The 18,460-nt window shown below is 69.6% G+C and carries 15 protein-coding genes; 6 read left to right on the top strand and 9 right to left on the bottom strand.

Translation table 11 applies throughout. The features are described 5' to 3' along the window. Positions 1-288: 288 nt before the first annotated feature. From D5S19_RS30195 to D5S19_RS32635, 3 genes are all read right to left on the bottom strand, one after another. A complete protein-coding gene (locus tag D5S19_RS30195) occupies positions 289-1,131 on the bottom strand; it encodes a phosphotransferase (protein ID WP_233574257.1) in 843 nt (280 codons plus the stop codon). An 84-nt stretch (positions 1,132-1,215) separates the two neighbouring features. Next, on the bottom strand, positions 1,216-2,175 hold the full coding sequence (locus tag D5S19_RS30190; RefSeq protein WP_233574256.1) for a cupin domain-containing protein: 960 nt from the start codon (positions 2,173-2,175) through the stop codon (positions 1,216-1,218). Positions 2,176-2,513: 338 nt separating this feature from the next. Then, a complete protein-coding gene (locus tag D5S19_RS32635) occupies positions 2,514-2,660 on the bottom strand; it encodes a hypothetical protein (protein WP_199730783.1) in 147 nt (48 codons plus the stop codon). Positions 2,661-2,915: 255 nt separating this feature from the next. Between D5S19_RS32635 and D5S19_RS30185 the strand changes: the two genes are divergently transcribed. Both D5S19_RS30185 and D5S19_RS30180 read left to right on the top strand, forming a co-directional pair. Beyond that, entirely contained in the window at positions 2,916-4,235 is a 1,320-nt protein-coding gene (locus D5S19_RS30185; protein WP_120026746.1) for a helix-turn-helix domain-containing protein, read from the top strand. Positions 4,236-4,255: 20 nt separating this feature from the next. After that, entirely contained in the window at positions 4,256-4,813 is a 558-nt protein-coding gene (locus D5S19_RS30180) for a GNAT family N-acetyltransferase (protein WP_233574255.1), read from the top strand. A gap of 260 nt (positions 4,814-5,073) precedes the next feature. Here D5S19_RS30180 and D5S19_RS30175 read toward each other — a convergent pair whose 3' ends face one another. The 6 genes from D5S19_RS30175 to D5S19_RS30150 all read right to left on the bottom strand — a co-directional run bounded on the left by D5S19_RS30175 (position 5,074) and on the right by D5S19_RS30150 (position 13,789). Beyond that, positions 5,074-5,688, bottom strand: a complete 615-nt coding sequence (locus D5S19_RS30175; RefSeq protein WP_120026744.1) for a malonic semialdehyde reductase — start codon at positions 5,686-5,688, stop codon at positions 5,074-5,076. 109 nt (positions 5,689-5,797) lie between these two features. Continuing rightward, a complete protein-coding gene (locus D5S19_RS30170; RefSeq protein WP_233574254.1) occupies positions 5,798-7,636 on the bottom strand; it encodes a sugar transferase in 1,839 nt (612 codons plus the stop codon). A gap of 673 nt (positions 7,637-8,309) precedes the next feature. Further along, a complete protein-coding gene (locus D5S19_RS30165) occupies positions 8,310-10,787 on the bottom strand; it encodes an ATP-binding cassette domain-containing protein (RefSeq protein ID WP_120026743.1) in 2,478 nt (825 codons plus the stop codon). A 9-nt stretch (positions 10,788-10,796) separates the two neighbouring features. Further along, positions 10,797-11,954: a substrate-binding domain-containing protein gene (locus D5S19_RS30160; RefSeq protein WP_158605674.1), complete on the bottom strand. Its 1,158-nt coding sequence runs from the start codon at positions 11,952-11,954 to the stop codon at positions 10,797-10,799. A gap of 39 nt (positions 11,955-11,993) precedes the next feature. Continuing rightward, positions 11,994-13,001, bottom strand: a complete 1,008-nt coding sequence (locus tag D5S19_RS30155) for an ABC transporter permease (RefSeq protein WP_120026741.1) — start codon at positions 12,999-13,001, stop codon at positions 11,994-11,996. 32 nt (positions 13,002-13,033) lie between these two features. After that, entirely contained in the window at positions 13,034-13,789 is a 756-nt protein-coding gene (locus D5S19_RS30150) for an SDR family NAD(P)-dependent oxidoreductase (protein WP_120026740.1), read from the bottom strand. Between the two features lie 147 nt (positions 13,790-13,936). Between D5S19_RS30150 and D5S19_RS30145 the strand changes: the two genes are divergently transcribed. Genes D5S19_RS30145 through D5S19_RS30130 form a run of 4 tightly spaced genes read left to right on the top strand, consistent with a single transcriptional unit; the run spans position 13,937 to position 18,261 of the window. Continuing rightward, positions 13,937-14,806, top strand: a complete 870-nt coding sequence (locus D5S19_RS30145) for a carbon-nitrogen hydrolase family protein (RefSeq protein ID WP_233574253.1) — start codon at positions 13,937-13,939, stop codon at positions 14,804-14,806. Continuing rightward, complete coding sequence (locus D5S19_RS30140) at positions 14,793-15,767, top strand: cyclase family protein (RefSeq protein WP_120026739.1); 975 nt, start codon at positions 14,793-14,795, stop codon at positions 15,765-15,767. Before D5S19_RS30145 ends, D5S19_RS30140 begins: the two co-directional genes overlap by 14 nt. Positions 15,768-15,815: 48 nt before the next feature. Next, on the top strand, positions 15,816-17,510 hold the full coding sequence (locus D5S19_RS30135) for a dihydroxy-acid dehydratase (protein ID WP_120026738.1): 1,695 nt from the start codon (positions 15,816-15,818) through the stop codon (positions 17,508-17,510). 37 nt (positions 17,511-17,547) lie between these two features. After that, on the top strand, positions 17,548-18,261 hold the full coding sequence (locus D5S19_RS30130; RefSeq protein ID WP_120026737.1) for a GntR family transcriptional regulator: 714 nt from the start codon (positions 17,548-17,550) through the stop codon (positions 18,259-18,261). The last annotated feature ends 199 nt before the right edge of the window (positions 18,262-18,460 follow it).

The raw sequence follows: 18,460 nt of genomic DNA, 5'->3' as shown, positions 1-18,460 counted from the left end.
TGTGTGCGACCACCTCGTGGCGTGCGCCGGACCGGTTTCGGGTCCGTGAAGGGACCCTTCACGGACTCTGAGTCTGTGAAGGGTCCCTTCACGGACCTCCACACCGACTTTGCCGAGACCACAGCCCCAGAGTCCGTGAAGGTGGCCTTCACAGCGCCTGCGGGTCGGTCTCGGGCGGGCACGGAGCAGCCGTCCGGCACGGCGGCACTGTCGAATTGCCTTCGTGGGCATCTCACCGCTTGGGCCTGTTTCTGCTGGCCAGAAGGCCGGCCAGCAGAAATACACACACTAGCCCTGCAACCACTTAAGCAACTCCGCTGATGCCGCTTTCGCAGGTTCGGACAGCGGAGTCGGCATCCCCCAGCGAGCGGCGACACGGATAGCGTTGGCGCAGGCCAGCAACTGGGACAGCTTGCCGGACCGGGTTTGCAGGTCCTCGGCGAACTCTTCTTGAACACGGGCCGCCACGGCCGGGTCCGGAAGAGCCGACTGCCACAAGGTGGCGGCGTCGAGCCCCCGCGGAGCTGTGCCCCAGTCTTCCCAGTCGATCAGGTGTCCTTCCGTCGACAGATTGCCCCAGTGCACGTCAGCGTGCGCAGTAGCCCAGTCGTCCACGATGGTGTCGACCCCGGGGAATACCTCATCGATCCGCTTGGTCAGGTGCGCCTGGGTCATGCCCACACGCTCGGTCGGGTGCTCGGCGAGAGCGGCCAGCGACTGCCGCAGAGTCGCCCACCACTCGTCCGGCAGCGTTTTCGCCGTGATCGGGTCACCTACGACCGGCGCCGAGATGAACTCGACCTCATCGGCTCGCCACGCGAGGCCCCGAGCGTGGTCGACCCACGTTGCGCCTTGAAACCACTCCGGCTTTCGCACGCCCTGGACGGTCGAGGCTGCTTCGAGGCCGACCCAGATCGCGCTGTTGATCCGCCACCGATGCCGCCGCTCAATCCGCATCCACGTGCCGCTGCTCGTGCGGAACCCCTCAGTCGCTCCGGACTCGCCGTAGACCACCGAAGCCCGTTCAAGGTCGACCCCGAAGACGTGCTCGACACGACGGAGGACGTCTTCGTGCTCGTGCTCGCGGATGTCGAAGACACCCGATGGGCCGCGGGAAAGCTGGGAGGACACCCTAAGACCCCTTCCGACGGGCGGTAACCGGACTCCGCGCATCATCCACGAGGCGTGGCCGGTCGATCTCAGCAGGTAACGTGGTCAACCGGGTGCTCCCGCTCGGCCGACCAGGCCGGCGCAACCGGCGTCCAGTTCTTCAGTCAGTTCGGCGCACAGGCCAGTGGCGAGCAACGTTGCCGCGATGGCGGAAGCGTCCAGTCCGGTGCGGCGTGAAACGTGTTCGATGTTCGCCGGGTTGCCGGACAGCAGCAAACGTAACGCGGGTTCGGCCTCGATCGCGAAACCCACGGCCTTCTTGGCCCCCAAGACTTCGACGGTGTCTCCGTTCGTCTCGAAGTACGGCGGGAAATCCGTCATGCACAGGACGTGGCGCGGGGGCCCGAAGACCCCTGCTGTCGTGACGTGGCGCCGCGATCGACGTTCTTGCTCGCGGAGGCGGAGATACGACTCCTGCGAATGGCTGGGCACGAGCGCCGGCACCGTCGACACGAGGTGTGCTGCCTGCGCGGCTTGAGTGGTCGGGCCCGACCACCGGTCCAGGTCGAGTCGGAACTCCTGCTCCTCCCGCGCGTGGTCCGCCACCCAGGCAAGCCAGTCGACACCGGTTCGTTTCACGAGTCCGAACGTGGCGTGCAGGCTGTAGCCTTCGCCGCGTTCGGCTCGGGTGGCTTGATGCCAGTAGCCACGCGGAATATGCATGACGTCGCCGGCTCTCATCGTGCCGGACCACACGACGTCGGCGGGTGCCTCGGTGGGACGCTCGGTGTCTCGATACATGGGCGCGGTGCGCGAGGTTCCCCGGACCTCCCAGGTCTTTTCCCCGCCGAGCTGGACCACGATGACGTCATGGTCGTCCCAGTGCATGGTGAACCCGGCAGCCTCGTTGGTCGTCAGGTACGTGTTGACCTGGACCAGTTCACGCGACCACCACTGCATGGCCTGACACGTGATTTCCATGGTCGGGTCGAACGTGTCGAGTGTATCGAGAACGATCGTGCAACCTGCTTCCATGAGGTGGCCAAGACGGTCCATCCGGGCCATCGTCCGGCTCGGACCCCGGCGTGTACGGACGTCGGCGAGGTACTCGTCCGGGTGGATCTCTGTCCCTCCCTGAAAGCAGCGGAACTGCGGGGAGGACAACGACCGCCGCATGATCATGTCCAACAGGCGCGAAGGTGTCAGCAGTCTGGTGCACAGCGTCGTGTCCGCGAGGGCTCCCTGTGCGAAGCTCTGGCCGAGTGGCTGCGGACCGCTCCAGCCGAGGGCCTTCTCGATTTCCGTGATGACGCGGTGGTCCACAAGGTTCCTTCCTGACGTGGGGTGGCAGACCTGCAGAACAGGGCTGCCGGCCTGCCACCGTGAGCCGTTGCTTGCCTGGATCACTCCGGGATGTTCAGGCCATCGCCTCCCGCGTCGCCGTGCCCGTCCCCGCCTCCACTCGTGGACGGGTCCCCGTGCGACAGGTCGACACGGTCGCGTGGCCCGGTCAGCTCCCGAACACCGATGAACAGGCCGTGCTCTTCCATTTCTTCTCCTTTCCGCACGCCATTGCTGGCGAGACCGGATGCCGGACCAGGCTCGAAGCCCTCGGCTCACGAAGGTCGAGCGGTCCACGCTGGTCACGTGCTGTGACCCGCCGTCCACATTCCCCCGCTCCCGCTGACATCGGAACGTCGCGGCTCCTGCCTTCCTCTGCCTTCCTCTGCCTTCTGAGGTTCCTGGTCGCCGGGCGCGAGTCGTCCGCCCTACTGTGGAAGAAGTCCGACGGGGAAGAGAGGCCGATGGTCGACGAAGAGTTGCCTCGGACACGACTCGCGCAGGTGATGAAGCAGCGCCGGATGACGCTGCGTGACCTGCGCAGGAGGTTCGAGGCGATCACCGGCAACGAGATGTCGGAGCGCCAGGCCTACCGCTGGTTCAACGGTGAAGTGAAGGGCCGGCCCTACAGCCACTCGCAAGCCGTCCTGGAACAGATCTTCGGTGAATCGGCGGCTCACCTACTCGGCCCGCCACACGGCAGTGGTCTGGTCCGGCATCCTCGCACCCTCGGCCCGGGCGCAGAACCACTCGATCACGAGCAATCCGACCGGCAACGGCAGGTGATCGTCGCCGCGGCTCGCCGCGCGCGCGATTTCCTGAGCAGGATGGAGGTACCCAACGTGGGCACAGAGAGTCTGGACCAGCTCACCGACGACGTCCGCCGGCTGACGGTCGAGTACCAGCAGCGGCCGCTGGCAGAACTGCTGGCGGACATGAGCGAGACACAGCACAAGATCTTCGAACTGCTGGAAGGGCGACAGAAGCCTGCCCAGGCGCGCGACCTGCATCTGCTGGCAGGTGTCGCCTCGGGACTCATGGCACGCGCATCCCATGACACCGGCGCGTCCGACGAGGCTTTGACCCACGCTCGCGTCGCCTTCAACGCTGCTGACTACGCCGGCCACGACGGCCTCAAGGCCTGGGCCCGAGGGCTGCAGTCCCTGATCGCCTACTGGGCCGGCCGATACACGGACTCCGTACGGTACGCCGAGCAAGGTGCCGAGTTCGCGGACCGGAGCCGGAACACCTCCTCCGTATGGCTCGCGTCCGGCAAAGCTCGGTCGCTCGCGGCCTTGGGCAAGTACGACGAGGCACAGTGTGCCCTCGAACGGGCGGCCGAGGCACACGAGCGGGTCCAGCGCGACGACCTCGACGAGCTGGGTGGCTTCTGCACGTTCAATCGCCCACGTCAGCTCTACTACGCTGCCGAGACGTTCTCGTGGAGCGGCACGGCCGCCGCCGACCAGACCGAAAAGTTCGCCCTCGAAGCGATCAACGCCTATGAAGCCGCGGACCCGAGTGATCGCGCGTTCGGAGACGAGGCCGGCACCCGATGCGCACTCGCCATCTCACGAATCAGCCGCGGCGAGTTCGAGGGCGCCGCCGAGGCCATGGAGGCCGTCATGGAGCTGCCGACGGCGCAGCGGACCCACGGGGTGATCGTTGCAGTGCAACACGTTCAGCGGCACCTCGGCCAAGTGACCGGCGAAACCCGGGTCGTTGACGAGCTGTCCGACTCGATGACGACCTTCGCCGCGCAGCGACTGGCGCTCCCGCAGTGACCACGAACGACCTCGACGAGGTGGAGATCTCCGGCAAGCTGACGCGGCTGCGGGAGTTCCGTCGCTCGGATGGGCCGGACGCGTTCGCGATCGTCGGCGACGATCGGGTGACTCGGTTCCTGTCGTTTGACAGCAGGAACCGGGAAGCGGCCCAGACAATGATCAATGACGCAGTGCAACGCGCGAAGATCAGGCCGAGGAACGAGTACTACCTGGGCATGACCGAACTCGGCGCCGACCGGCTGATCGGCTTCTGCCGCCTCGGCTTGACGGGCGTCCGGGCGGCGAAGCTCGGATACGCAGTCATGGCCCACCACTGGCGGAAGGGCTACGCTGCTGACGCGGTACGGACCACGCTTGAGTTCGCGTTCGGGCAGCTGGACCTCCACCGGGTGACAGCGGCGATCGGGCCCGACAACGTGGCGTCGCAGAACGTGGTGGAACGGCTGGGGTTCGTCCGAGAAGGCCTTCTCCGCGACCACGTTTTCACGAACGGTGCTTGGCGCGACTCAGTCCTCTACTCGGTCCTGGCGGACGAATGGTCTGTGTCGGCACGCACGGAGGCGCGCTCCGGCTGAGGTCCACACGAGAACGACGGCAACACCAGTCAACCGCTCGTGTGCCGTTTCCCTCGCACAGCCGCATTTTCCGGGCCGCTGTGCGCATGGCTCGGGCGGGCACGAAAGAGCACAGCAAGGCTGTGAAGGGTCCCTTCACAGCCTCAGCGTCCGTGAAGGGACCCTTCACAGCCTCAGCGTCCGTGAAGGGACCCTTCACAGCGCCCGCGGCAGGGGAAAGCCGCCCCGCACGGTGGCAGAGGCGGCCTTCCGGCGATGGTTCAGACGGTCTCGACGACCTGCTCGAAGTCCAGCCGCGGCAGCCGGTCGAACCACGGGTCCTCGCCGGGCTTGCCGACGTTGACCACGACCAGGGAGCGCCAGTTGTTGCCGCCGAAGAACTCGCGGTCCACGCCGGCCGCGTCGAAGCCGGTCATCGGGCCGGCGGCCAGGCCGGCCGCGCGGACGCCGATGATGAAGTAGCCGACCTGCAGCAGCGAGTTCAGCCGGGAGAACTCGACGCGGCGCGCCTCCTCGGTGAACAGGTCCTTGACGCCCGGGTTGTGCGGGAAGGTCTGCGGGATGTTCTCGTGGAAGTCGACGTCGGCGGCCAGGATCACGGTGACCGGCGCGGTGGCGGTCTTGGCCCGGTTGCCCTCCATCAGGTGCGGCAGCAGCCGTTGCCGGCCCTCGTCCGAGCGGATCACCAGCGCGCGCAGCGGCTGGGTGTTCATCGAGGTCGGCGCCCATTTGACCAGGTCGTAGATGGCGCGGACCTGCTCGTCGGTCACCGGCTCGGTGCTGAAGCTGTTGGCGGTGCGCGCCTCGCGGAACAGGAGGTCCTGGACCTCGGCGGGGAGCGGGAGTTCCGCGGCGGACTGGGCGGTTGTGGTCATGAGACTCGATGGTCCTTCCCGTGCTGAAGTCTGTACCACCTCCCAACATAGTTGAGCGCTTGACTATTTCCGCACCGGTGATCGTCTACTGTGACCCGCCCCACGCGGATCAGTAGGCGCCCTGGCCCGCGAGCACCGCCCGCACGGTCTTCCAGAGGATGGCCACGTCCAGCGCGAGCGACCAGTCCTCGACGTACCGCAGATCCAGCCGGACGCTCTCCGCCCAGGTCAGATCACTGCGGCCGCTGACCTGCCACAGCCCGGTCAGGCCCGGCTTCACCAGCAGCCTGCGGCGCACGTGCGGCGCGTACCGCGCGGTCTCCTCCGGCAACGGCGGCCGGGGGCCGACCAGGGACATCCTGCCGGAGACCACGTTGGCCAGTTGCGGCAGCTCGTCGAGCGAGTACCGGCGCAGCAGGCCGCCGACGCGGGTCACCCGCGGATCGCGCTTCATCTTGAACAGCGGTCCGGCGCCCTCGTTGTCACCGTCCATCGTCTTCCGGATCAGGTGCGCGTTCGGCACCATGGTGCGGAACTTCAGCATGGTGAAGCTCGCGCCGTCCTTGCCCACGCGGCACTGGCGATAGAGCACCGGGCCGCCGTCGCCGAGTTTCACCGCGATCGCGATCATCAGCAGCAGCGGGGAGAACAGCAGGAGCAGCAGCGCCGCCCCCAGCCGGTCGACGACCTCCTTGACCAGCCGCCGCCCGCCGGTGAACGCCGGGGCGGTGACCCGCAGCAGCGGCATGCCCAGCACCCCGCTGACGTTCAGCCGCGGCCCGGCCACCTCCATCAGCATCGGCGCGACGACCATCTCCGCGGAGGTACCTTCGAGATCCCAGGCGAGCTGCTGCAGCCGCCGCGGATTCCAGTACTGGTCCGCGGTGATGGCCACGACCCGGTATCCGCCACGGCGGGCGTGGCGGGAGAGTTCTTCCAGCGTCCCGACCACCGGCACGCCGTCGACCTCGTCGCGTTCCCCGTCCGGGCCGTGGCCGTCGGGCGTGCAGACCGCCTCGACGCGCCAGCCGACGTGGGATTCGCGGCGGGTGCAGGTGATCAGGTCCGACAGCGTCGCGTTGCTGCCGGCCGCCAGCACGGGCAGCAGGCAGTCGCCGCGGCGACGCCTCCGGTGCAGCATGCGGCGCAGCAGATACCGTTGCGGGAACAGTACAAGCGCCAGCACCGGCACCACGATGAAGACCCACGGCTGGACTTCGAGCGCGCCGAAGAGCAGCCCGCCGAGCGCGACGAGGACCGCCGCGACGATCAGGCCCCGGCCGAGCGTGCGGTACTCCTCCGGCCCTTCGCCGAGCATCCGGCCGCTCCACGCGCGGCACACCGCGAGCGCGCAGATCACCGCGAGCGCCGTGCCGACCGCGTGCATGTCCTGCGGCGCGACCCGGTCGATCACGAAGGCGCTGATCCCGATCACGACGCCCGACGTGGCGAGGTCGGACCCGACGACCGTTGCCTGATAACGCTTCTCCCACGAAGCCGGGTGCGACTTCGGCGGCGCCGGAGGTGCCTCGGGGGCGACCGGATCCGGCGCGCCGCCGGAGGTCGGCACGCCGCCGTCCGCCGCCGGACCGGCTTCGGGCGCCGCCGCGCCGGTGCCCCGCGTCAGCGTCGCGAGGTCGATGAGGTGCGGCTTTCCTGCTGTCGCAACGTCGGCGGGGCGCGACTTCCCCGCCTTCGCGAGGTCGGCGGGCGGCATCCCCGCCTTCGCGAGGTCGACGGGGCGCGACTTCCCCGTTTTCGCGAGGTCGACGGGGCGCGACTTCCCCGTCGACGCGAAGTCGACGATGTGCGGCTTTCCTGGAGCCGCAACGTCGACGGGGCGTGACCTGCCCGCCACGCCGCGAACCGCGGCCGGCAGGCCGTCCGGGCCGATCGACGGCACCTTCGGCTCACCGCCCTCGGCATAAGGTCTGACCGGTTGCTCCATCTGGCCTCCCGCGCTCCTCGAGTACGTCGAGAACGACCCACCAGCGGACACGCAGAGTAATTACCGACACCCACGCTCAGCAATCGCCCTGCACCCCGAAGGGGTTAACACACGGCAAGATATCGGGGGCCCGGCACTGGTTGTTACAGCAGACTTCCACCGTATTTTTCCAACCCGGCCAGCACATCCCGCGCAGTTGCCGCGGAGGGGGACCGGCCGGCGGGCCGGGCGATTCATCTCCGACGAACAGCTACCCTCGGTAGTCATCTTCCCACCGACTTCTCCGATCCACTGTGGAGTGCTCACACCCTCCGTCCACAGTGGATCGTTCCCGGCGCGGGCCGCGCTGCTCGAAGAGCCGGGCCACCCGCCCTGAGCACCCGGTTGATCTCGGCGAAGACCCCCAGGCCGCACGCGGGTGCCGACGCGCCGATACCGGACGGCTACGCGACGCCGCGGCCGAATGGGCGTACGACGGCGCCTGAGGAGTAGCCGGGTTCGTACCGGCAGTCGCGCGTGGCAGTTCTCCCCCAGCAGTCCGAAAATCACCGCTTGCCACCGGAACCCTCGGACCGCACGACGACCGTCCCGGTAGCCCGGTCATGACGCACATCACACAGCGACGCGCGCCGGACCGACCGGTCCGGCGCGCGTCGCGTACTTCAGCAGGGCCTCACGCCCGCCTGCGGCGGCGCTGCACCTGAGCGAACAGCCCGGTCGCCGCCAGCGCCATGATTCCCGGCAGCCAGTACTGCCAGGCTTGCGAGAGCCCGGCGAACGAGGCAGTCGTCTGGGTCACCTGGAGCAGCAGCACGCCGAACAGGACGCCCACGAAACTCCCCCGCCCGCCGAAGATCGAGGCTCCGCCCAGCACCACGGCCGTGATGCTCGTGAGCGTGTAGGAGGTGCCCGCGGTGGGGTCGCCGATCCCGGTCTGCGCGGCCAGCAGGAACGCGCCGAGCAGAGTGCACACGGCACTGGCCACATAGGCCAGCACGTAGACCCGCGAGACCGGGATCCCGCGCTTGTGCGCGGCTTTGTCGTCCGAACCCGTGCCGCGCAGGAACAGGCCGGTCACACTGCGGCGCGAACCGAGTTCGAGCAGGACCAGGAGCACCACCCCGGCGAGCACCGGCCACGGCACCGGGCCGATCTTCGCCTTCAGGAACGAGGTGACCGGCTCGGCGATGGGCCCGCCGGGCACATCGCGCATGAACAGCGACAGGCCTTGCAGGCCCATGAAGGTCACCAGCGTCGCGACCACCGGCGTGACCCGCGCGAACTTCACCAGACCGCCGTTGAGCAGGCCGACGCCGACCGCGACCAGCACCATCAGCGCGATGCCGACGATCCACCAGGTCGCCGCGAAGTCGTCCCCGATATAGAAGGAGCCCACCACCACGAGCGCGCCGCACAACGGCCCCACGGACAGATCGATCCCGCCGGTGAGCATCACGATCAGCTGCCCGGCGGAGAGGAACAGCAGCGGACCGGCCAGCTCCAGCATGCTCGAAATGTTGAACGCGGACAGGAACCGGCCGTTCTGCCCCGCGCCCACGGCGAGCAGCACCAGGATCGCGGCGAGCAGGACCAGGCTCGGACCCTGCTCACCGGAGAGGAACCGGCGACGGCCGCGGTGCGGGCCGGTGGCCTGTTCCTCCTGCGTGGCCACCGATCCGGTCAACGACGCGGTGGTGATCGCGTCGTCGGTGATCTCCTCGCCGGCCAGCTCCGCGACCACCTGCCCTTTCGAGAAGACCAGCACGCGGTCGCACAGGCCGGCCAGCTCCACGTTGTCGGAACTGAGCACCACGACCGGCACGCCGCCTTCGGCCGTCTCACGCAGCCGGTGGTAGATGTCGGACCGGACGCCGACGTCGATGCCCTGGGTGGGTTCGTCGCACAGCAGCACCTTGGGCTCCGACAGCAGCGCCCGGCCGAGCACGACCTTCTGCTGATTGCCGCCGGAGAGGGTCTCGACCGCGACCTCCGGGGACGCGAGCTTGATGCCGAGCCCCGAGACCTCGCGCCGGACGAGCTGGTCCTCGCGGCCCGCCGCGATGACCCCGGCCCGCGAGGTCGCGCCGGTCGCCGCGACGGTGAGGTTCTCCCGTACCGAATGGACGGTCGCGACCCCTTCCACATGCCGTTCCTGCGGCATCAGCACGACCCCGGCCGCGCGGGCCCGGCGCGGGCTCGACAGGTCGGCGGGCCTGCCCTCGATGCTCACCCGCCCCCGGCCCGGCGCGGCGCCGCCCAGCGCGCGGATGAACTCGCGCTGGCCGTTGCCCTCGACGCCGGCGAGCCCGAGGATCTCCCGGCGGGCCAAGGAAACGCTCACCCCGCCGAGCCGCTCGGAGGTGAGGTCCTGCACGCTCAGCACGGGCTCGCCGGGATCGGCGGCCCTGGCCGGGAACAGCGCGGTGACCTCACGTCCGGCGACCCGCGTGACGATCTCCTGCTCGGTCACGTCGGACCGGGCGAAGGTCCCGCGGACCTGCCCGTCGCGCAGCACGGTGATCCGGTCGGCGAGGGCGAACACGTCGGGCAGCCGGTGGCTGATGTAGACGACGGCGACGCCCCGCGCGGCCAGTTCGCGGATGTGCTCGAACAGCCGGTCGGTCTCCGCGGCCATGAACGGCTCGGTCGGCTCGTCGAAGATCACCACGTCCGGATCGCAGGCGAGCGCACCGCAGATCTCGACCGCCTGTTTCTGGGCGAGGTTCAGCTCCCGGACGGGCACCGCAGGGTCGATCGGCATGCCCATCGCCCGCAGCTTCTCCTCCGCCCAGCTCGCCGCGTCCCCGAACCGCGGGCGCTTGGCGACCGGCACCGAGAGCATCAGATTCTCGGTCACCGTGAGGTCGGGCAGCAGCGCCGGATGCTGGAACGCGATCGCGAGACCGTGTTCCCGGGCGGCCACCGGGGACAGCCCGGTCAGCGGGCGGCCCGCGATCTCGACCGCCCCGCTGTCCGGTTTGAGCGCCCCCGAGGCGACCGCCATCAGGGTCGACTTCCCGGCGCCGTTGCCCCCGACGAGGGCGTGGATCTCGCCCGCGGCGGCTTCGAAGTCCACACCGTCCAGCGCGAGGACGCCGGGAAAGCGTTTCGTGACCCCGCGCAGCACCAGGCTGGCGTTCGATTCAGGCATGGCGTCCTCTTAGTTGTAGATGGTCTTGAACTTCGCGGGCGGCAGCTGCGCGGACAGAATCGCGCTGGCGGGCAGCGAGGCCTCGCACTTGGGCTGCTTGGCCTGGTCGAAGCTGTCCTCGTAAACCGGGATGTTCACGATGTCCGGCTCGTTGTCCGCGATGTTCTCCTTCGAGGCGACGGCCTTGCGCAGCGCGAGGCGCACCAGCCAGGTCCGGCTCGACACCGTCACGACGTTGAAGTCCGCCTGCTGGCCGTGGATCTGCTGCCACTGGCAGGCGAACCCGTTGTTGTCATTGGCCGTCCACAGCGGCAGTTTCCGGCCGGCGGCGGTGAACGCCCGCAGGCCGCCGACCGACCCGTCACCGGAGTCGGAGATGATCGCGTCGATCCTCGGGTACTTGGTCAGCAGGCCCGAGACCACGCGCTGGGTCTGCGCCGGGTTCCAGTCGGTGTCGATCGGCTTGCCGGGCTCGTTGAGCAGCTTCGCCTTGCCGCACGCGGGGTTGCTCGCGAACTCGTCCTCGACGCCCTTGATCTCCGTGGTGCTCTGGGTGTTGCCGGGCGTGCCGCCGAGGACCAGCACGTTGCCACCGGCGTCGCCCAGGTGCTGGCACGTCCAGCGCGCCCAGGTGTGCCCGTCGTTGATCGTGTTGTGGCCGACGAAGGTGGTGTAGTCGGTGCCGGGCGTGCCGCCCGGGTTCGCGGTCCACGGCACGACCGCGACCCCGGCCTGGTAGGCCTCCTTCAGCGTCGGCAGCAGCGCCTGTCCCGCGTCCGGGAACACGACGATCGCGTTCGCGCCCTGCGCGACGAGGGCCTTGATGTCGCTGATCGCCTTCTGGGGGTTGTTCTGCGCGTCGGAGTACGGCATCACGGTGAGGTTCGGGCACTTCGCGGCCTCGTCCTCGAACTCGGCACGCGCGGTCTTGCGCCAGGCGTTGTCCCCGGTGCCGTCGGCCAGCGCGACCTTCAGCGGGGTGGTGCCGCAGAACTCGGTGATCGGCTTGAGCTGCGAGGCCTCCCCGATCCGTCCCTTGTCGGTGTAGACCGAGTTGACGTTCGAGGCGGAACCTCCTCCCCCTTTCGGGCTCGCGCAGCCTGCGCCGACGAGCGCGACGGCGACCAAAGAACCAGCGGCCAGCACACGGCGTCGGTTGGTGACCATGGTGACTCCCATTTTCCGGAGGGGTTACTGCAGAGGGGGTTACTGGACAGGACGGGACGGGCGCAGGCGCCGGGCGAGCGCGCCGAAGGGCACTCTGCGCGCCACGACGGCCAAGGCGAGCACGGCCGCTTGGACGAGCAGCTGGATCGAGGTCGGCGCACCGGCGGCGAGCACGACCTGGTTGAGCTGCGTCAGGAAGATCGCCGCGACACCGGCCGCGACCGCACTGCTCACGCCACCGGTCAGCAGGCTCCCCCCGAGCACGACCGCGGCGATGGACGAAAGCTGGTAGGTGTTGCCGAGCAGAATGTCGGGCGTACGCAGATACGCCGCGAGCAGCAGCCCGGCCACCGCGTACAGCAGCCCGGCCATGCCGTACCCCGCGACCTGGTAGCCCTCGGCGCGAATGCCCAGCAGCCGGGCGGCCGCCGGATTCGCCCCGACGCTCACGAACCGCCGGCCCGCGACCGTGCGCCGGCGCAGCCATTGCGTGAGCGCCACCAGCAGCACGGCGATGATCAGCAGATTCGGCACCCCGGCCACCGATCCGGTCGCGAAAGCGCTCACGGCCGGGTTCGCCGAAGCCGGGAACCCGTTCGAGATCTGCAGGACGAACCCGATGAGGATCGCGTTCATCGCGAGGGTCACCACGAACGCGGCGATCCGCAGGCGCACCACGAGCACGCCGACCACCAGTCCGGCGGCGCCGCCGGCGAGCAGCCCGAGCACCGCCGAGACCGCCAGCGGCAGCCCGGTCAGCGCGGGCACCTTGGTGGCGAACAGCGCGGCCAGCGCCATCGCCCCCGGCACGGACAGATCGATGCCGCCCTGGGTGATCACGAACGCCTGGCCCAGCGCGGCGATCCCGAGGATCGCGGCGAACGGCAGCATCGAGCTGAGCGCGGAGCCCGACAGGCTCCCGGGCGCGAGCAGCGGGCTGATCGCGAACAGCGCCGCGGTCATCACCCACACCGGGACGAACGGTCCGCGCGGCAGCCTCGGGCGCTGCGCCACCCGCTGCCGGGGCTCCCGGAGATCGACCGACATCGCCGAGTCCTTTCTGTTGCGCCGTAAGGGATTCACTGGGCGGTATAGCCGCCGTCGACGGCCAGGTCGGCACCGGTGACGTAGCTCGCCGCCGGACTGAGCAGGAACGTGACCACCGAGGCGATCTCGGCGGCGTCGGCCACCCGCCGCACCGGATGGGCGGCGACCAGCGCGCGTTCCGCGGCGGCCGGATCCGCTTGCGCGGCAAGGTAGGTCTGCAACTGCTCGGTGCGTACCGAGCCCGGGCTCACCACGTTGCAGCGCACGTTGTGCTGCGCGTAGTCGACCGCGATCTGCCGGCTCAGCTGGCGTACCGCGCCTTTCGACGCGCAGTACGCCGCCTGGTTCGCCAGCCCCACCCGGCCCGAGATGGACGAGACGTTGACGATCGCGCCGCCCGTGCCCTGCCCGACCATCGCGCGCACTGCGTGCTTGCAGGCCAGGAAAGTGCCGGTGGCGTTCACGTCCAGGACCCGGGTCCAGTCCGCCTGCGTGGTCTCGGTCAGCGGCGCGGCGGCCATCGTGGCCGCGCAGGTGACGAGCCCGCCGATCCGGCCCCAGGCCGCGGTGGCCGTGGCAACCGCGGCCTCGACCGAGGATTCGTCGGTCACGTCGACGGCCTGCGCGAGCGCCTCGCCGCCGGCCGCGCGCACCTCGGCCGCGACCCGCTCGGCGCCGCCGGAGTTCCGGTCGGCCAGCAGGACGGGCCTTCCGGCCGCGGCGACCGACCGGGCGATCGCCGCGCCGATCCCGCCGGCCGCGCCGGTGACCATGACCGCGTTCCGCATCGCTTGTCCCTACTTCGTTGTGCCGCCACTGACCTGCGGCGATGGGATCCCGAGTGACGATGAGACTCGCATGCGATATGTAGCATGTCAAGAGGTCTATTGATATGTTGCATGCAACGTGCCACTATCGTTTCAGCAGGAAGGGCGGTGCAACGGGACGTGAACCGGACACACGGAACCGCGCGAATCGCGGTCGCTCAGCTCCCTCCGGCGGGGCCGGCCCCCGATGCCGACCTCGCCGCCGTGATCGAGGCGATCGGGCAGGCGGGGAACGCGGATCTGGTCGTCTTCCCGGAATGCGCGCTGAGCGGGTACCTCTACGACTCGCGGGCCGCCGTCGCCCAGGCCGCGATCCGGCTGGGCGATCCCCGGATCGACCGGCTGGTGCAGGCCTGCCGCGCGGCTTCCGTGCACGCCGTGGTCGGGTTCCTCGAATCCGACGGCGACGAGCTCTACAACTGCGCGGCGACGCTCGGGCCGGAAGGCGTGCTCGGCACGTATCGCAAGCAGCACTTGCCGTATATGGGTGCCGACCGGTTCGTCTCCCCCGGCCGCGGCGACACCCCGCGGGTCGTCGAGACGCCGTTCGGGAAGGTCGGCGTGATGATCTGCTTCGACCTCCGCTTCCCCGAATCGGCGCGGGTGCTCGCGCTCGAAGGCGCGGACGTCATCGCCATGCCCACCGCGTGGCCGCTGAAGGCGACCTTCCTCGCCGAGCACGTGACCCGCGTGCGGGCGCTGGAGAATCTCGTCTACCTCGCGGTGTCCGACCGGACCGGCCACGAGAACGGCACGGAATACCTCGGGCACAGCCAGATCGTGGCGCCCTCGGGCGAGGTGCTGGTCAACGCCGGTGCGGACGAAGGGGTCTTCGGCACCGACGTGGATCTGGTCCAGGCCCGGACCAAGGATCTCGTATTCGTACCGGGCGAATACGAGCTGCGGATCTTCGCCGAACGCAAACCGTCCCGGTATACGGCGATCACCGAGGAGGACCCGAGTCGTGTGCGGACCTGAACTGATCACCGAGGCCACCCGGCACAAGATCGCCGCGTACGCCGCCGAATTCCGGAAGGTGAGCCGGAGCCCGTTCGGGTCCGGCGATGAGATCGGCATGCTCAACCTGCTGTCGGCGGACAAGGCGCGCGAGGTCGTCCGCCGGGCCGACGGCGGCGCGGCGATCGACCTGTCCGTCGACCTGTTCATGGGCATGCCGTCGTGGGTCAAGGCCGGTGATCCGCCGTTCCAGCAGTGGATGACCCACACCCCGGACGGGACCCTTCTCGACAACCTGACCGGCGCGGGCGACACGCAGAACCGGCTGGTGTCCTACTCGGGCGACGCCGTGTCGATGTACACGCACACCGGAACGCACATCGACACGCTCAACCACTTCGGCTACCACGGGGAGATCTGGAACGGGTTCTCCGCCGCCCAGCATCTGAGTTCGCGGCACTGGACCCGGTGCGGCGCCGACAAGATCCCGCCCATCATCGGCCGTGGCGTGCTGTTCGACGTGGCCGGTCTGCACGGCGTGGACATGCTGCCGGACAACTACGGCATCGGCGCCGAGGATCTCCGGGACGCCCTGAAGAAGCAGGGCACCACCTTCTCCCCCGGAGACATCGCCCTGGTCCGGACCGGCCGGATGACGCAGTGGCCGGACCCGGTGCGCTATATCGACAACAGCCCCGGGCTGAACCTGTCCGGGGCGCGGTTCCTGGCCGAAGCGGGCGCCGCGGTGATCGCGGGCGACAACTCCGCGCTCGAACAGATGCCCGCCCGTGATCCGGAGAACTGGCAGGTGGTCCATACCTATCTCCTCGGCGAGGCCGGGGTGCCGATCATGGAACTCGTCGACTGCGAGCAGCTCGCGGCGGAATCGCTGTACGAGTTCGCCTTCCTCGGCGCCGGACTGAAGATCCGCGGCGCGACCGGGGCGCCGATGCGCCCGCTCGCGATGCCGCTGTCCCGGTGACCAGCACTGACCCACCCGCACCGACCCACGCGCACGTGAGGGGAACACATGTCTGAGCACGAGTCCAAGTCCGCGGTCGATGCGAGCCGGACCTCCTACGGGGACGAGGGATTCAGCCGGTATCTGCGCCGCGCGTTCCTCGCCTCCCGCGGCTTCGACGACGTCGACCTCGACCGGCCCGTGGTCGGCATCGCGGTGACCACTTCGGACTACAACACCTGCCACCGCGACATGCCGGCGCTGCTGCAGGCCGTGCGGCGGGGCGTGCTCGAAGCGGGCGGGCTGCCGATGGAATTCCCGACCCTCTCGCTCGGCGAGATCCTCACCTCCCCCACCACCATGCTGTTCCGGAACCTGATGGCGATGGACACCGAGGAGATGATCCGGGCGCTCCCGATGGACGCCGCGGTGCTGCTGGGCGGCTGCGACAAGACCGTGCCCGCCCAGCTGATGGCCGCCGCGTCCTCGGACAAGCCGGTGCTGCTGGAGGTGGTGGGGCCGATGATGACCGGCAGCTGGCGGGGCGAGCGGCTCGGCGCGTGCACCGACTGCCGCCGGCTGTGGGGCAACCACCGGGGCGGGGAGCTGGACACCGCCGAAATCACCGAGGCTCGCGGCGAGCTGGTGACCACCGCGGGCACCTGCGCGGTGATGGGCACCGCGTCGACGATGGCCTGCCTGACCGAGACCCTGGGCATGATGCTGCCCGGCGGGGCCACCCCCGGCGCGTCCACGGGCGCCCGGCTGCGGCACGGTGTCGCGACCGGGCGCCACGCCGTGGAACTCGCCCGCGCGGGCACGCCGAAACCACGGGAGATCCTCACCCGCGCGGCCTTCGAGAACGCGATCAAGGTCCTGGCCGCGCTCGGTGGTTCCACCAACGCGCTCGTCCACCTGACCGCCGTCGCCCGGCGCGCGGGCGTCGGCCTTGCACTCGGCGACTTCGACACGATCGGCGCGAAGGTCCCGTTGCTGGTGGACTGCAAGCCCTCGGGCGCCAACTACATGGAGGACTTCCACCGCGCGGGCGGGCTTCCGATGCTGCTCAAGGAACTGGAACCGCTTCTGGACACTTCGACCACCGGCGTCACCGGGACACCACTGGCCGAGCTGATCGCGGACGTCCGGCCGCACGCCGGCACCCGCCCGGTGGTCCGGACCATGGACGACCCGCTCGGCGCGCCCGGCGCCCTCGCCGTGCTCACCGGCTCGCTCGCCCCCTCCGGCGCGGTGATCAAGGCCTCGGCCGCGAGCCCGGAACTGGTGCGGCACACCGGTCCCGCGTTCGTGGTGGACGCCGATCAGGACATCGCCGCGATCCTCGACGACCCGGACCTCGACCTCACCCCGGACCACGTGCTCGTCCTGCGGATGGCCGGGCCGATCGCCGCCGGGATGCCGGAGGCGGGCGCGCTGCCGATCCCGGCGAAGCTGGCGCGCCAGGGCGTGCGGGACATGGTCCGGGTGTCCGACGGGCGGATGAGCGGCACGTCGTACGGCACCGTCGTGCTGCACTGCGATCCCGAAGCCGCGGCCGGCGGCCCGCTCGCCGCCGTCCGCAACGGCGATCTCATCCGGCTGGACGTCCCCGCGCGGCGCATCGACCTGCTCGTCGACGAGGAAGAGGTGGCGCGGCGGCTGGCCACGTTCACGCCCGCGCCCCTGCCGGAGCGGGGCTGGCGGCGGCTCTACGCCGAAACCGTGCTGCCCGCCAGCGAGGGCGCCGATCTGTCGTTCTTGTAATCTGCTCCCTCACCAGCCCAGGAAAAGAGCCGCACGCGTGAAGCCACTATCCAGCGACACCGCCTCCCTGACCGAGCGGGTCTTCGAACAGATCCGGGCCGCGATCCGGTCCGGCGAACTCGCGCCCGGCTCGTTGCACTCGGTCGCGGACATCGCGGCCAAGCTGGGCGTGTCCCGCACGCCGGTCCGCGAGGCGCTCCTGCAGTTCGCGGCCAACGGCATGGTCAAATTCGAGCGCAGCCGCGGCGTGCGCATCCTCGAACTGTCGATCAAGGACATCGAGGAGATCTACTCGCTGCGGCTGCTGCTGGAAGCACCCTCGGCCTACCGCGCCGCGACCCGGATGGGCGACCGCGACCGCGCGGAGTTCAAGAAGGCGTTCGCCGGCATGCGCAAGGCGACCGACGCAGGCGACGAGCTGCTCTTCCAGAAGCACGATCTCGCCTTCCACGAGACGATCGTGCGCGCGGCCGGCAACGACCGGGTGGTCACCGTCGTGGCGAACACCCGCGGCCAGATGCACGCCCTCGGCCTGTCCACCACGAAGACCCGCACACTCGGCGACATCCTGGCCGTGCACGAAAAGATCTACGACGCCGTCATCGCGGGCAACGCGGAGGCCGCCAGCGAGGCGGTGCAGGACCATCTCATCGGCACCCTGACGATGATGGCGAAGCAGTCCCTGCCGCCGGAGGACGACGAGAGCTACGAACCGCCGGTCACCCGGCTCAAGATCGTGCCGGACCACTGATCCGCGCGGCGGTTGTCTCCTCTCGCGCTGGGGAAACCGGCCGGCTGTGAAGGGCACCTTCACAGCCTCTGGGGCCAGGGTTCCGGCAAAGTCGGTGTAGAGGTCTGTGAAGGGACCCTTCACGGACTCTGAGTCTGTGAAGGGTCCCTTCACAGACCCGAAACCGGTCCGGCGCACGCCACGAGGTGGTCGCACACAC

It is taken from the genome of Amycolatopsis panacis (assembly GCF_003600245.1).
GTDB lineage: Bacteria > Actinomycetota > Actinomycetes > Mycobacteriales > Pseudonocardiaceae > Amycolatopsis > Amycolatopsis sulphurea.
Note: the sequence above shows the minus strand (reverse complement) of the source record. Positions and strands in the feature narration are given on the sequence as shown.